At 40.5% G+C, this 15,082-nt stretch carries 15 protein-coding genes; 4 read left to right on the top strand and 11 right to left on the bottom strand.

What is annotated here, in order from left to right:
* Window positions 1-281: 281 nt before the first annotated feature.
* The 6 genes from MKY71_RS05275 to MKY71_RS05250 form a co-directional block, all read right to left on the bottom strand.
* Window positions 282-1,949, bottom strand: a complete 1,668-nt coding sequence (locus MKY71_RS05275; protein ID WP_079525327.1) for a ribonuclease J — start codon at window positions 1,947-1,949, stop codon at window positions 282-284.
* 328 nt (window positions 1,950-2,277) lie between these two features.
* Window positions 2,278-3,189, bottom strand: coding sequence for a 4-hydroxy-tetrahydrodipicolinate synthase (dapA, locus tag MKY71_RS05270; RefSeq protein WP_340731800.1), 912 nt, complete (start codon window positions 3,187-3,189; stop codon window positions 2,278-2,280).
* Between the two features lie 17 nt (window positions 3,190-3,206).
* Complete coding sequence (locus MKY71_RS05265; RefSeq protein WP_339198232.1) at window positions 3,207-4,247, bottom strand: aspartate-semialdehyde dehydrogenase; 1,041 nt, start codon at window positions 4,245-4,247, stop codon at window positions 3,207-3,209.
* Between the two features lie 84 nt (window positions 4,248-4,331).
* The gene (locus tag MKY71_RS05260) at window positions 4,332-4,922 is read right to left on the bottom strand and encodes a dipicolinate synthase subunit B (protein ID WP_339175608.1); all 591 of its coding nucleotides are present in this window, start codon (window positions 4,920-4,922) and stop codon (window positions 4,332-4,334) included.
* Window positions 4,915-5,691 (bottom strand): NAD(P)-dependent oxidoreductase, encoded by a 777-nt coding sequence (locus MKY71_RS05255; RefSeq protein ID WP_340731799.1) that lies wholly within the window; start codon window positions 5,689-5,691, stop codon window positions 4,915-4,917. The genes MKY71_RS05260 and MKY71_RS05255 overlap by 8 nt, the downstream gene beginning before the upstream one ends.
* Window positions 5,684-5,956, bottom strand: a complete 273-nt coding sequence (locus tag MKY71_RS05250; RefSeq protein WP_339175606.1) for a YlmC/YmxH family sporulation protein — start codon at window positions 5,954-5,956, stop codon at window positions 5,684-5,686. The genes MKY71_RS05255 and MKY71_RS05250 overlap by 8 nt, the downstream gene beginning before the upstream one ends.
* Before the next feature lie 226 nt (window positions 5,957-6,182).
* Between MKY71_RS05250 and MKY71_RS05245 the strand changes: the two genes are divergently transcribed.
* Genes MKY71_RS05245 through MKY71_RS05230 form a run of 4 tightly spaced genes read left to right on the top strand, consistent with a single transcriptional unit; the run spans window position 6,183 to window position 8,612 of the window.
* Window positions 6,183-6,554, top strand: coding sequence for a GntR family transcriptional regulator (locus tag MKY71_RS05245; RefSeq protein ID WP_339198229.1), 372 nt, complete (start codon window positions 6,183-6,185; stop codon window positions 6,552-6,554).
* Between the two features lie 2 nt (window positions 6,555-6,556).
* The gene (locus MKY71_RS05240; RefSeq protein WP_340731798.1) at window positions 6,557-7,402 is read left to right on the top strand and encodes an ABC transporter ATP-binding protein; all 846 of its coding nucleotides are present in this window, start codon (window positions 6,557-6,559) and stop codon (window positions 7,400-7,402) included.
* Window positions 7,399-7,995 (top strand): ATPase, encoded by a 597-nt coding sequence (locus MKY71_RS05235; RefSeq protein WP_340731797.1) that lies wholly within the window; start codon window positions 7,399-7,401, stop codon window positions 7,993-7,995. Before MKY71_RS05240 ends, MKY71_RS05235 begins: the two co-directional genes overlap by 4 nt.
* On the top strand, window positions 7,992-8,612 hold the full coding sequence (locus MKY71_RS05230) for a hypothetical protein (RefSeq protein ID WP_340731796.1): 621 nt from the start codon (window positions 7,992-7,994) through the stop codon (window positions 8,610-8,612). The genes MKY71_RS05235 and MKY71_RS05230 overlap by 4 nt, the downstream gene beginning before the upstream one ends.
* A gap of 43 nt (window positions 8,613-8,655) precedes the next feature.
* Here the strand turns inward: MKY71_RS05230 and MKY71_RS05225 are convergent, their stop codons facing one another.
* From MKY71_RS05225 to truB, 5 genes are all read right to left on the bottom strand, one after another.
* Entirely contained in the window at window positions 8,656-9,882 is a 1,227-nt protein-coding gene (locus MKY71_RS05225) for a M16 family metallopeptidase (protein WP_339198224.1), read from the bottom strand.
* Window positions 9,883-10,233: 351 nt separating this feature from the next.
* Window positions 10,234-12,348 (bottom strand): polyribonucleotide nucleotidyltransferase, encoded by a 2,115-nt coding sequence (gene pnp / locus MKY71_RS05220; protein WP_339175600.1) that lies wholly within the window; start codon window positions 12,346-12,348, stop codon window positions 10,234-10,236.
* Window positions 12,349-12,629: 281 nt separating this feature from the next.
* Window positions 12,630-12,899, bottom strand: a complete 270-nt coding sequence (gene rpsO, locus MKY71_RS05215; RefSeq protein WP_008403229.1) for a 30S ribosomal protein S15 — start codon at window positions 12,897-12,899, stop codon at window positions 12,630-12,632.
* A 136-nt stretch (window positions 12,900-13,035) separates the two neighbouring features.
* Window positions 13,036-13,986, bottom strand: a complete 951-nt coding sequence (gene ribF / locus MKY71_RS05210) for a riboflavin biosynthesis protein RibF (protein WP_339175599.1) — start codon at window positions 13,984-13,986, stop codon at window positions 13,036-13,038.
* 10 nt (window positions 13,987-13,996) lie between these two features.
* Window positions 13,997-14,908 (bottom strand): tRNA pseudouridine(55) synthase TruB, encoded by a 912-nt coding sequence (gene truB / locus MKY71_RS05205; RefSeq protein ID WP_340731795.1) that lies wholly within the window; start codon window positions 14,906-14,908, stop codon window positions 13,997-13,999.
* Window positions 14,909-15,082: the final 174 nt, after the last annotated feature.

Below are 15,082 nucleotides of genomic sequence, written 5' to 3'. Positions count from 1 at the left end.
TTGCTGTATAGGCTTCCGGTTGATAGTGATGCGTGATTTGATCAATTGACTTAGTTTGTGCTGAATTAACAATTACTTTTACTGCTATGTACCGAAAAATCAGTTTTTTTCAAATAAACTTCAGTTCTTTACCGCATTTATCCAGCTTTCTCTAATTCTAGCAGCAAAACACAGCACTACTCCGGAATTTCAGTTAGAAAAAGGGCTTTCTCACGCTTAATGTAAGAAAACCCTTTTTGATTATTAGATAAAAGTGCAACTATAGTTGACTCGCCCTCAAATTAATACTCCATAATAATCGGAATGATCATTGGACGACGTTTTGTCTTTTGGAATAGATACTGATTTAATGTGTCGCGAATTTCTTGCTTGATGTTTGTCCATTCGAACGTTTCTTTACCGACATACTTTTCGATAACTTCGCGTGCGATTTCAGAAGCTTCTTCCATTAACTGCTCAGATTCGCGTACGTAAACGAATCCACGCGATAAAATTTCGGGACCTGAAGCAATTTTTTTCTGAGCACGGTTCAATGTAACAACGACAATGAAGATACCATCTTGAGAAAGCAGTTTACGGTCGCGTAAAACAATATTACCTACATCGCCTACACCGATTCCGTCGATTAATACATTCCCTGCCTGTACACGTCCTGTCATGCGCATTTTACCGTTTTTGTACTCGACAATATCGCCTTTATCAGCGATGAAAATTTGTGATTTTTGCAGCCCTACTTGTTGTGCAAGTTTCGAGTGCGCAATTAACATGCGGTACTCCCCTTGAACAGGAATAAAGTATTTCGGCTTCATGAAATTCAGCATCAGCTTTAAATCTTCCGCGCTGCCGTGGCCGGAAACATGGACTTTCTTGTTCGAAGTCATGACATGTGCGCCAGCTTTAGCCAATTGGTTCATCGTGTTATACATTTGCACTTCCATGCTCGGTGATGGAGTAAATGTAATTAACACTGTATCTGTATTTCTGATTTTAATGTCACGGTGGTGTTTACGCACAATTTTATCCAGTGCATCAAGTGGTTCACCTTTGTTGCCCGTTGCCATAATAATAATTTCGTCATCATGATATTTGTGAATTTCGTTTACTGGTACAAGTGTCGATTCATCGATTTCCAAATAGCCCAGGTTTACACCGATATCGACCATTTTCTCTAATGATTTCCCGACAACCGCGACTTTACGGTACGATGCGGCAGCTTGTCTAAACACTTGCTGAATACGAATAAAGTTTGATGCATATAATGCTACGATAATTCGACCTGGTGCCGAATGGAACGTTTTTTGCAATTCTTCCGCAATAACTGCTTCGCTTGTTGTATAGCCAGGACGTTCTGCTTCCATTGATTCTGATAAAAGCATGAATACGCCTTCTTCACCAAGCATCGCCATTTTTGCCAGATCCGGCTTGAACTTGCCTGTTGCCGACTGGTCAAATTTGAATTCGCCTGTGTGAACGATAGCACCTTCAGAAGTATGGAAAACGATACCTAATGAATCTGGAATACTATGTGTCGTATGGAAGAATGTCACATAAGTAGAATTGAAGTTCATTCGACTATTGCTCGATACTTCAAAGAATTTCACTTGGTAAGGCGCAGGCAATTCTTTTAAATGCTCCTTCGCCAATGCGATCGTTAACTTTGAACCGTATACCGGTGCTTTAATTTTCTTTAATACATACGCAATCGATCCAATTGCATCCTCATGACCATGTGTAAGGAAAATACCTTTTACGCGCTCTTTATTTTCCTCTAAATACGTGATATCTGGAATAACGATATCAATTCCAAGCATTTCGTCTTCTGGGAACATGAGCCCACTGTCTACTACGAAAAGCTCTTCATCGATTTCTATTACATACATTGATTTCCCGATTTCGCCAACTCCACCTAATGGAATGACACGGATTAGTTCATTTTTTGATTTTGTCACTTTATTTCCTCCTAAATTGTTCCGAACAGCAACCACTTAAAGTTCATTATACGGTGAGAATGACGTTAGTACAAATAAAAAAGTGATTTTCTTTTTTTACGGAACTGCGGGCAAATTAAAATCACAACTGTTTTGCCTAATGTCAAAATTTTATTCCTCACTTATAACTGGATAATCCTCAATTGGCAGCAGATAATCCTCAAGACTCGTCTTATAATCCTCAGTTTCTGATCATTAATCCTCATTTCATCCGCAATAATCCTCAAACTGACCAAAAATAAAAAAACAGTCACCCGCTTCTCATCGGAAGGAGTGACTGTGAATTTTGTTAGTTTACTTGTAATGCGCGGAAACTTTTTGCTTTTTCCTGATACGTATCCCAAATTTCATCGAATGCTGCCTTTTCTTCCGGTAGCATTTCCATCATCGGCATCCGTACATCAAGTGTATCAAAGCCTAATTTAGTCATCGCGTATTTAATTGGTGATGGATTCGGTTGTGCAAATAATGCACGGACAAGCGGCAATAATGCACGGTGAATTTGTGCAGCCTCCTGATGACGGCCTTCTTCAAATGCACGGACCATTTGCTGCATATCTTTCCCTACTACATGTGAAGCGACAGAAATAATGCCGCGACCACCGATTGCAAGCAGTGGCAATGTTAACCCGTCATCCCCTGAATACACATAGAAATCCGGATCCACATTTTCAATGATGTCACCCATTTGATCCAAGTTACCGCTCGCTTCTTTGATGCATGTAATATTCGGGACATCCTTGCTGATCGCAATCGTTGTTTCCGCTAAAATATTGGCACCTGTACGTCCAGGGACATTATAAAGCATAACAGGGAGTTTCGTTTCTTTTGCGATCGTACTAAAGTGGGCATACATGCCGCGCTGGTTTGGCTTATTATAATATGGGGTTACTAGCATGATTCCGTTTGCCCCATTTTCCTCTGCTTTGTGAGTCATCATAATCGAATAGGCTGTTTCGTTATCCCCTGTACCGGCAATAACAGGTATGCGTCCTGCCACTTTTTCAACTGTAAAACGCACAACCTCGATTTTTTCCTCAGTTGACATCGTAGGGTTTTCAGAAGTTGTTCCACAAGCAATAATTGAATCTGTACCATTTTCAATTAAATGGTCAATAATACGTTCTAACTCAGGATAATTAATCGTACCGTCCTTTTTAAACGGCGTAATCATCGCTGTACCAATACGTCCGAAATCCATAACTAATAATCCTCCCCTTATAGTAAGTGATCCTCTAGCATAGCTTCTGCAATTTGAATAGAGTTGAGTGCAGCCCCTTTTAATAAATTATCTGACACAATCCATAAGTGGAATCCTTTTTTGTTGTCTAAATCTTGGCGAATACGTCCAACATATGTCGGTTCTTCATTTTCCGCAAAAATCGGCATCGGGTATAGCTGTTCGCGAATGTCATCTTGCAGAACAATACCCGGTGCACCTGTTAATGCGTCAAAAATTTGCTGTACTGTTGCTTCTTGCTCCAGTTCGATATAAACCGATTCTGAGTGGCCTGAAACAACCGGAACACGTACACATGTTGCAGCGACTTTCAGCTCAGGTAATTCCATAATTTTTTTCGTTTCGTTGATCATTTTCATTTCTTCATATGTAAAGCCATTTTCCGTAAATTTATCGATTTGCGGAATGACATTACGTGCGATAGGATAATGTTTTTTATCTGATTTAACCGGTAAAACTTTCGCTTCTACATTTTTTCCTGCATCCCACTGTGCACTTTGCTCACGCAGTTCTTCAATTGCTGCCACACCAGAACCGGATACCGCTTGATATGTCGATACAACAACTTTTGTTAAACCGAATTTTTCACGGATTGGCTGTAATGCTGCAACCATTTGAATAGTCGAACAGTTTGGGTTTGCGATAATCCCTTTTGGAACTGTTTTTAATGCATGGCGATTTACTTCCGGTACAACAAGCGGTACCTCTGGATCCATACGGAAATGGCTTGTGTTATCAATAACAATCGCTCCACGCTTTGCTGCTTCAGGTGCAAGTGCCTCTGATACAGCCCCGCCTGCTGAAAATAATGCTAGATCGATCCCTTCAAAACTTTCCGGTTTCGCTTCTTCTATCGTATAGTTTTCACCATTGAATTCAACTTGTTTTCCCGCTGAACGAGCAGAAGCTAAAAACTTGATCGATGCAATTGGAAATTTACGCTCAATCAGCTTCTCCATCATTTTTGTACCTACAGCTCCTGTTGCCCCAACTACGGCAACATTCAATCTTCTTGTCATGTCTCATCTCTCCTAAAAATATCGGTATGTATATAATGTTGGATATTGTATCATATATTATTAAAATTGTGTGAGATAATTTGATTATTTAAAATATTGTATAAATATTGGCTGGATCTGTTTTTTATGAGCGAGCGTATATGCTACAGTATCGAGCATTTTTGTGAAATCCGCTATGAGCGACGTCGGTTTTTTAATTGGATCATCCTGACCGAACGGAATGAAGAAAATGTTTTTTGCATTCATTAATTTCATTAAATTCATTCCGTTTAACCCAAGCGCATCATTTGTTGAAATCCCAAGTACGACAGGTGAACCATTTCGAAGTGTCGCCTTTGCTGCCATGAGTACGGCACTATCTGTTGCGGCATTTGCGAATTTACTGATCGAGTTCCCTGTCATCGGCGCGATGACCATACAGTCTAACGGATTACTCGGTCCGAATGGTTCCGCTTCCGCAATCGAGCTGACAACCTTTTCCCCCGCAAGAGCTTCGATTTTCTCAATCCATTCTTCACCAGTTCCAAATCGTGTAGCAGCATGTAATACAGAAGGCGTTATAATCGGTACAACGGTTGCACCGGCTTCACGAAATTGGGTAATTTTCGGTACGACTTCTTCATACGTACAATGTGATGCGGTAATTCCTAAACCAATGCGTTTTCCCTCAAGCATTTGCTTCCTCCTTTCGTAAATCTAGTATCGTTTCATATAATAAGTTTGCTGCAGCTTGCGGAAAGTATTTCCCAGGTAATGCAGGTAGCAGCTCATATTGCGATAATTTGATATCGTTCAAACATCCCGGGTTTGATGCGACATCATAAATCGGACGGACCATCCATGATGCAAAATCCTTTGTCAGCCATTTCGTCGGAATCGTATTAATCAGAAAATCCGCTTCCATCCTATTTTTTTCATTTAAATCAATACCTTGGTAGCCATATGCAAGGGCCTCGGCTTTTTGCGTTTCCGAACGTACGGCGATGATGACCTTTGCATTGAGACGTGTTAAAAACAGGGCAAGCATCTTTGCTACACGTCCAAACCCTGTAATCATAATTGTTTTAGACTGCACATTTACCTTCTCTTTATACAAATGTGCTAAAAAGCCTTCTGCAGTAAGCGCAGCATTTTTCCAGATGAATGTTTCATCTTCCAAATAGTAATGCAAGCGCTTGTTTTCAAGAATCTGTTTCCATTCATCTGTTAATTTACCCGCAAAAAATCGTGCCTGACGAATACCTAAAAGCTCCTCCACTTGAATCGATAAAGGGTGGATCGGCAACACAACTTCTGTCGGGTGCAGCTCCAATGCTACTTTGTTCAGTGCTTCATTCCAAACAGTCGTATTTTTGTAATACACCGTGCGATCATTTGTCGATAATTGCTTCGCCAAAAATTTCATCCGCTCATCTGTACCGATCACAAGCCAGCGTTCAGTCATCATTGGCATGCTTTAATGTCGATGTTGTTTTTTGAAATAATACCCGGTCTTCCCCGATTAAAATAATTTCACTCCAAGGAATGTATTTTACCATCCCTGTCTTTTTCTTTTGGAATGGCATCTTCACCATTTGCGCGGGCATTTCAAATCCGGCAATCTTCCCTGTTTTGGCATCAAAAATACATTCCGTCTCAGCTAAAAATCCATATCGAACACCGTTTTCCATTTCGATCAGTTCTTTTTCAGCGAGCTCTGATAAAAGCATTGCATCCCTCCTCTTGTAAGAGCCTACATTACTATATGCATCAACTTTGGCAGAAGTGAAATGGTTCATCATTTAAGTTTGAAGGACCTATTCGTGGGCAGTGAGTCACAGCACGGGCTCGGAAAAAAGATTGCTTAAATTTATATTTTTCGAATTTGCAGTAGACATATTATTCCACATCTGTATATACTGTATATACACAGTTTGAACATGTGAGGTGAAATGATTGATTATCAAATTGAGCAATAACAGTGAAAAGCCTATTTATGAACAGATTACCGACCAGTTAAAACAGGCTATTTTAACAGGCACACTGGTAACAGGCGACTCCTTACCTTCTATCAGAGCATTGGCAAAAGAATTGAAGATCAGTGTGATGACAACGAAGCGGGCATATGCAGATTTGGAACGGGATGGCTTTATCGTCACGATTGCCGGTAAAGGAAGCTATGTATCCGAACGCAATCAGGATTTCCTGCGGGAAGAGCTGATCCGTCAAATTGAAGTGCATTTTACAAAAGCGGTTTCCATCGCGAAAACTGCCAATGTGCCAAAAGAGGAACTGCACGACCTACTCGATTTACTATTGGAGGAATGATGATGAACGCAATTGAAGTTAAAAATGTTTCGAAGCAATTTAAAAAATTTCGTTTAAATAATATTTCGTTCGCAGTTGAGAGCGGGACGATCGCAGGCTTTATCGGGCAAAACGGTGCCGGAAAATCTACAACGATCAAACTGATTTTAAACTTGCTGAAAAAAATTGATGGCGACATTCTTTTATTCGGAAAAGACCATATCGAACATGAAGTGGAGTTGAAGGCACAAATCGGGGTTGTATTCGATGAACTGCATGTACCGGAAAATTTCACACCAAAAGAACTCGATGTTCTGTACGGAAATGTTTATCCTACGTGGGACCGCCCTTATTTTTATCAATTGCTGGAGCAGTTTGATGTGCCGAAGTACGACAAAATCAAAACGATGTCCAAAGGAGCGAAAATGAAGCTCGCTCTTTCACTTGCACTGGGACATCGGCCGAAACTTTTGCTGCTCGATGAACCAACGAGTGGTCTTGATCCAATCGTGCGCGATGAAGTGCTCGGTATACTGCAAAACTTTATGGAACAAGAAGATCATGCCATCCTCTTTTCTTCCCATATTACATCGGATTTAGAGAAAATCGCCGATACGATCACATTTATCCATGATGGCGAAATTCTGTTCAGTGAAAATAAAGATGACCTGCTGTACGGATACGGGATTTGGAAAGGATCGTATGAAGACGCCAAAATTATACCGAACCATTCCATCATCGGCAAACGGGATTATGTATTTGGGGTTGAGTACTTGGTCATGCGTGAATTTGTGAATCCGGTTATTGAACTGCAAAAACCGACGATTGATGATCTGATGCTGTTTTTCGTAAAGGGGCGGAAAAAATGAACCAGATGCTTTTTCGTTTTTACGGTCAGCAATTGTCTGCATGGATTTTGTTTACACCGGTTGTGGCATCCATTTTCGGCCTCCCTTTATTATTCGAAGGTGCCGAATTCGCGGCGTACTTTATACTGTCCATCAGTATAACAGCGCTCTGTGCCGTTTATCTGGATCAACGGGAGAGCCAGCTTGTCATGACAAGTCTGTTTCCGATTCCCAGAAAGACATTTTTCATTGTAGACCTCTCTTTTTTAGGGCGCTACGCATTGTACTATATTATTTATACAATTGTCGCAACGACCGCGATTCAAACATTGCTGGAAAAGCAGCTTGTTTTGCCTTCCGTCAGACAGCTATTCGTTAGCTTTGGCATCAGCTTTTTTATTATCGCTTTTTTCCTCCTGTTTCGCCGTAGTAAATTTGGTCGGTTTATTAACTTATTTATAGTTCTTATTCCATTAGGTGTAGCTCAATTACTTATATTTTTAGAAAGTTTAACAACATCTCAAAGCTTCATTTTATTTGTAAGTGTATTCATACTTTTAATCATCGCCGCAAGCATCTCTTACTTACGAGAAAACAGGAGGGATATCGTTTGATCGCACTACTGAAAGTTCATTTTTATCTATCGAGAAAACTACTGATCACTGTTTTTTTATTTATTGCAATGATGATCGCAATTCAGTGGCTAATAAGCAACGAAATTAATATAGGTTTTCTGGCTTTTTATTTATTGATGTTCTCACCATCATTAGGCTCGAGCTACATACTCGAAAACCACTTTATGAAACGATTACGGATAATGCCGATTGACCCAAAAGATTTTGTGAAAAGTTTATTTATTTTCAGTCTGCTGCTCTTGCTTATCATTGCCGTTCCTATCGGGATTTATCAAACTTATTTATATTTGAATGATCAAATCGGGGGCTTTCAGTTTTCCTTAATTTCGATTGCCTTTGCTGCCGGAGTTGCTTCCATCGGCTCTATGTTAAAAAACTATTTAAGCAATCCGACAAAGGGCTCGACAAGAATTTCATTTGGCATATTAATTGGTTACTTTCTTCTCTTTATGTTTGCTCAATTACTGAGCATGCTTCTATTTAGTGTTATAGGTATTAAACAAATCGGAGCTCCGATTGTTATAATTATTAGTTTCATTATTTATTATCAATATTTCAAATCGTCTGCAACAAAATATTTGGCCGCAGAATTTTAAAAGGACAGCGTATGCTAACTGCTAGCACGCGCTGTCCTTTTTGTTATTCGTTTTCCGGTCCGATAATCGCAATGGCCGGTTCGGATAGTAAAATTTGTGTAATTAACTCATCGATCGTTTCCATCGAAATCGCATCGATTTTTGCCAGTACTTCATCGACTGAACGGTGATTTTGGTGGATGAGTTCATTGACCCCGTTACGGTTCATAAAGTCTTCCGTTCCTTCAAGCCCTAAAACAAAACCGCCTTTTAACTGCTCTTTCGCATTTTCAAGCTCGGTTTCCGTTACCCCGCCTGCTACAAGGTCAAATAACGTCTGGTCGATCTGCTGCTTTAATGCATCCAAGTTTTGTTTCGATGCCGACGCATAAATCGTAAATGTTCCCACATCTTCATAGCTCGACTGGTAGCTGAATACCGAATATGCCAAGCCGCGCTCTTCCCGCACTTCCTGGAACAGGCGTGAACTCATATTGCCGCCGATAATATTATTCAACGCAATAAAGCTGTACATTTTCGGATCTTTTACCGCAATCGCCGGGAATGAAATGGCAATATGCGCCTGTTCAGTATCACGTAACTTTTCGACTTCCCCTGCTGTAAATGTCGGGTAAGACGGTTTGGAAATTACCGATTCTTCACTTGCTTCATAGTTTCCGAATAATGCTTCCACTTTTTCCAGTAAACTATTTTCAATATTCCCTGCAATCGAGATGACAACATTTTGAGGTCCGTAATGTTTCGCCATATACGTGCGGATCATCTTCTCATCGAATGTTGCCAGCGTTTCTGGAGTGCCTAAAATCGGACGGCCCAGCGCATCATCCGGGTACATGACACCCCATAATTTTTCATGGACATCATCTGCCGGATCATCTTCACTCATATAGATTTCTTCAAGCACAACTTGGCGTTCACGTTCAATTTCTTCTTTTGCAAATAAAGAGTTAAAGAACATATCAGCCAGAATATCGATGGCAAGCTCACCATGATGGTCGAGCACTTTTGCGTAATAGCATGTATGTTCCTTCGATGTGAAGGCATTGATCTCTCCGCCGATGCGGTCGAATTCTTCCGCGATCTGACGGGCTGTACGGTTTTTCGTTCCTTTGAAAAGCATATGTTCGATGAAATGGGTAATCCCATTTTCTTCTTTTGTTTCGTAGCGTGAGCCTGCATTGACCCAAATGCCGACCGATAATGACCGGACATGCGGCATTTGCTCTGTGACAATACGCACGCCATTTTTTGCTGTAATTACTTGTACCATATATTTCTCCTTTATTTCGGCTAGTAAATTATAAGTATGACGTATAAATCAGTAGTATTCCAATTTGCGGCTTATTTATATAGTCCGGTATGCTTCATTCTGAGGCACGCTTTTCTGGGGGCGTGGCTCCAACTAACTCATGTTGCGCCTATACGGCGGCACAACATGAGTGGATTTTCCGCGCACGCTTAATCCCCTAGAAGTCGGCCTCTCCATTACGCATACCTCCCCTTACTATTCTTCATCAAGTTATGGATATTGCTATTCCATCAACATAATATTATTTAAAAAAGAGGCTGTACAATAGTGTACAACCTCCCTTTTTATCTTGTTGGATACGATTGAAAACAATTATTTTGCTTGTTCCGCACGCTCTTTTTCTTCTTTGATTACTACTTTACGTGATAAGTTTACGCGACCTTGTTTGTCGATCTCGATACATTTCACTAGTAACTCATCGCCTAGTTTTAATACGTCTTCTACTTCTTTCGTACGTTCTTCCTGAATTTCAGAAATGTGCAGTAAGCCGTCTTTACCTGGGAAGATTTCACAGAATGCACCGAATTTTTCAATGCGTTTTACTGTTGCCATGTAGTACTCGCCTACTTTAGCTTCGCGTACGATTGATTCGATCATTTCTTTCGCACGGTTAATCATTGCTTCATCAGCTGAAGCGATGTAGATTGTACCATCTTGTTCTGTATCAATTTTAACGCCTGTTTCATCAATAATTTTATTGATTACTTTACCACCCGGTCCGATTACGTCGCGGATTTTGTCAGGATTAATTTTGATTGAAACAATTTTTGGTGCGTATTGTGATAATGAAGTGCGTGACTCTGAAATCGTTGACATCATATGCTCTAAAATGTGCATACGGCCGATTTTCGCCTGAGTTAATGCTTCTTCTAAAATATCACGAGACAGACCATCGATTTTAATGTCCATTTGAAGTGCTGTTACACCTTTAGCTGTACCTGCCACTTTAAAGTCCATGTCGCCAAGGTGGTCTTCCATACCTTGGATATCTGATAATACTGTATAGTGCTCGCCTTTTTTAACAAGACCCATTGCAATACCTGCAACTGGTGCTTTAATCGGAACACCTGCAGCCATAAGTGCCATTGTTGATGCACAGATTGATGCTTGAGAAGTAGAACCGTTTGATTCCAATACTTCCGATACGCAACGGATTGCATATGGGAATTCCTCTTCTGTTGGCATTACCGCTAAAATAGCACGCTCACCTAATGCACCGTGACCGATTTCACGACGGCCTGGGCTACCGTAACGACCTGTTTCCCCAACTGAGAATTGTGGGAAGTTATAGTGGTGCATCCAGCGTTTTGACTCTTCAATACCTAAGCCGTCAATAATTTGAACGTCTCCTAGAGCACCTAAAGTACAAATTGATAATGCTTGAGTTTGTCCACGTGTGAATAATGCTGAACCGTGTGCACGTGGTAATAGATCTACTTCAGAAGAAAGTGGGCGGATTTCATCTTGCTTACGACCATCCGGACGAACTTTATCTTCTGTAATTAAACGACGCACTTCGTCTTTTACCATTTTATCTAAAATAGCATTCACTTGTTTCATTGTATCTTCGTCAGCTTCCTGCGCTTCATAAGATTCAATAACACGTGTTTTTACCGCTGTAATATTTTCTTGGCGTAATTGCTTGTCCACTGTTTGAATCGCTGTATTCATATCAGCTTCACATTCAGCTTTAATCGCTGCTGTTAAGTCTGCGTCTAATTCATATAATGTTACTTCTAGTTTTTCTTTCCCAACTTCAGCAACAATTTGCTCTTGGAAAGCAATTAACTTTTTAATTTCTTCATGACCGAACATGATCGCTTCAAGCATAATTTCTTCAGGTACTTCTAAAGCGCCTGCTTCTACCATGTTAATCGCATCTTTGTTACCTGCTACTGTTAAGTGAACTGTTGATTTTGCAGATTGTTCTACAGTCGGGTTCACCACGAATTCACCGTCGATATATCCTACATGTACACCTGCAATCGGTCCGTCGAATGGGATATCAGAAATTGCTAATGATAATGAAGAACCAAACATTGCTGCTACATCTGCAGGGCAGTCTGAATCATTTGACATTACCATTAAAATTGATTGTACTTCATTACGGAAACCATCCGGGAACATTGGACGGATTGGACGGTCGATTAAGCGAGAAGTTAATACTGCCGCTTCTGATGGACGTCCTTCACGTTTAATGAAGCCACCCGGGATTTTACCTGCTGCATAAAGACGTTCTTCAAAGTTAACTGTTAACGGGAAGAAATCTAATGCTTTTGGCTGTTTTGACATTGTAGCCGTAGCTAAAACTGCTGTTTCGCCGTAGCGGATCATTGCAGCACCATTTGCTTGTTTTGCTAGCTGTCCTACTTCTACTACAAGTGGACGGCCTGCCCATTCATACGAAAAGACCTTTTTTTCGTTCATTAAATGAACCCCTTTCTTATTGAAACACTCTACGTATCATATTATGTACCATAGTTAGTGTATCAAAAAAGCGTTTTCTATGCTAAATTTTTTGATTAAAATTACCGATAAATTTCTTAAAATATTTTTGACTTTCCAGCAATGGTTTAACTTCTTTCAACAGGCGTATTGACACCTGCTCAAAGAAGTTAAACATCGCACCATTGAAATGGAAAGCTGAATCTTTCAAACATAATAAAAAGCGGGAAAAATCCCGCTTTTATTATCAGACTAACGACGTATTAGCGACGTAATCCAAGTTTAGTAATTAATTCACGGTAACGAGCTACGTCGTTTTCACGTAAATATTTTAATAAATGACGACGTTTACCTACCATTTTAAGAAGACCACGTTGAGAGTGGAAATCTTTCTTGTGAGTAGCTAAGTGAGCGTTTAAAGCGTTGATTTCTGCAGTTAATACAGCTACTTGTACTTCTGGAGAACCAGTGTCTGTTTCGTGTACGCGGTACTCAGCGATAATTTCGTTTTTACGTTCTTGTGTAATTGCCATTTTAAATGACCTCCTGTTAAATAAAATATCCCCAATAGCACAGCAGTCGCTGGAGTTGCGAAAAGCCGAGCTAAGGTTCATACGATAATTTCGTACTAATGAATAGTACCATAATTATTGATGATTGCGCAACTATTTAGCGTAGTTGTTCAAAATAGGCGATTGCTTGCTGCTTATCCAATTCAATTTGCTCAATAAGCGCTTCGATGCCGTTAAATTTACGTTCACTGCGAATCCGTTTATACCAGCCGACAACGACCTCTTCACCGTAAATGTTTTTATTGAAATTCAGAATATGCACTTCAATCGACAGCTGCTTTTCATCCGGGTTGTTGAATGTCGGTTTATAGCCTACATTACACACCCCGTCATACCACTTATTTTGCACTAAAATTTTCACTGCATACACACCAGTTGCCGGTATATAGCAGCCTTCCATCGCCTGGACATTTGCTGTCGGGAAGCCCATTGTCCGTCCGCGTTTATCTCCGTGCACAACAATTCCCGGCACTTCAAATGCACGGCCTAATAGATTTCGAGCCTGCTCCATTTCCCCGTCCTGCAATGCTTTGCGAATGCGTGTGGAACTGATTTTTTCGACTACATCCTGCTGTTTTTCGATTACGGTCACACCGTAACGGCCGTTAGACAGCTGCTCCATCAGCTCCATATTGCCTTTGCCGTATTGACCGAATGAGAAGTCAAAGCCAGCTGTAACATGCTGAACATTTAAATCGACGATAAAATACTTAATGAATTCTTCAGGTGTAAGCTTTGCAAAATCTGATGTAAAGTTTACAACAAATACTGTATCGATATTCAATTTTTTTAATGTATCTAATTTTTGTGATAGAGGCGTAATATAAAACACTTTTTCATTACGTCTTCCTAATACAATCGATGGATGTGGATCAAAAGTCATAACGGCGCTTTTGATATGAAGTTGCTCTGCTTTTTGCTTTGCCGCTTCAATGACCGCCTGATGTCCTTTATGTACCCCATCAAAAAATCCGATTGCTAATGAGTACGACTCTTTTTCTATTTCCTGTGCTAATTGATGGGGGTATTTCAAATGAATAACGTTCATCTCGAGCCTCCTAATTAATTTCGGGAAACATCTTATCCGGCTTCATTTGCCCGATCTTTGTTGGATGGGCAATGTATACCGCAAATGCTCGTCCCTCTACACCATAAACAATTTTATCATGTTCTGATAATAAAGTATGCATTGGGAGAACTTGCCCATTGAAAATTTGCTTTTCAATGTCTTCCGTAATTTCGATGTATGGGTAGTCGGATAATGCATATTCAACCGGCAACAGAAACTTCTCCTGCTCCCCTGCTTCCATCATTTCCGCGATTTCGGCCAATGTAAAGCAATTGTCTTTTGTGAATGTACCTGATGCTGTACGGACAAGTTCGTGCATATGTGCAGGATAGCCTAATGCTTCACCGATCTGCACAGCTAGTGTACGAATATACGTCCCTTTCGAACATTTGATGCGGACCCGGAATTTCACTTCTTCCCCTTCAAATGTTTCGACAACATCCAGTAATTCCAGCTCATAAATTGTGATTTTACGTGTTGGGCGTTCGACTGTTTGGCCTGCTCTTGCATATTCGTAAAGCTTTTTCCCGTTTACTTTTACTGCGGAAAACATCGGAGGCGTTTGCTCGATTTCACCAGTCAGCGTTTGGAGTGCTTGTAAAATTTCTTCACGAGTAAATGATTTGAAATCTGTATTTTGCTCGACTGTTTCGCCTTCCGCATCCTCTGTAGTTGTCGTACGTCCGATTGAAACGACTGCTTCATACGTTTTGCCGGCATCTGTTAAGTATTCTGCAATACGTGTTGCCTGGCCGATACAGATTGGCAGGACGCCTTCTACACCCGGATCAAGTGTCCCGGTATGCCCTACTTTTTTCGTCTTCAATATTTTTCGTAATTTAAAGACACAGTCATGACTTGTCATGCCGCGCTCTTTCCATAATGGCAAAATACCGTTCATTGTTTTGCTCCTTTGTTTGAAATAGGGATTTCGATATTTAATAGATTCTTTGATATAAGCTTTAGCTATAGTTGGTACTTTTCATACAATCCGTTCTGCTTCGCTACGGGAGGCCAACAGGACGTTGGTCACGAATGCGTTGTTACACGACGTAACGGTTTTAGCATTCGTTCT

Origin of the sequence: Solibacillus sp. FSL W7-1324 (assembly GCF_038008025.1) — a bacterium.
Taxonomy (GTDB): Bacteria; Bacillota; Bacilli; order Bacillales_A; family Planococcaceae; genus Solibacillus.
Note: the sequence above shows the minus strand (reverse complement) of the source record. Positions and strands in the feature narration are given on the sequence as shown.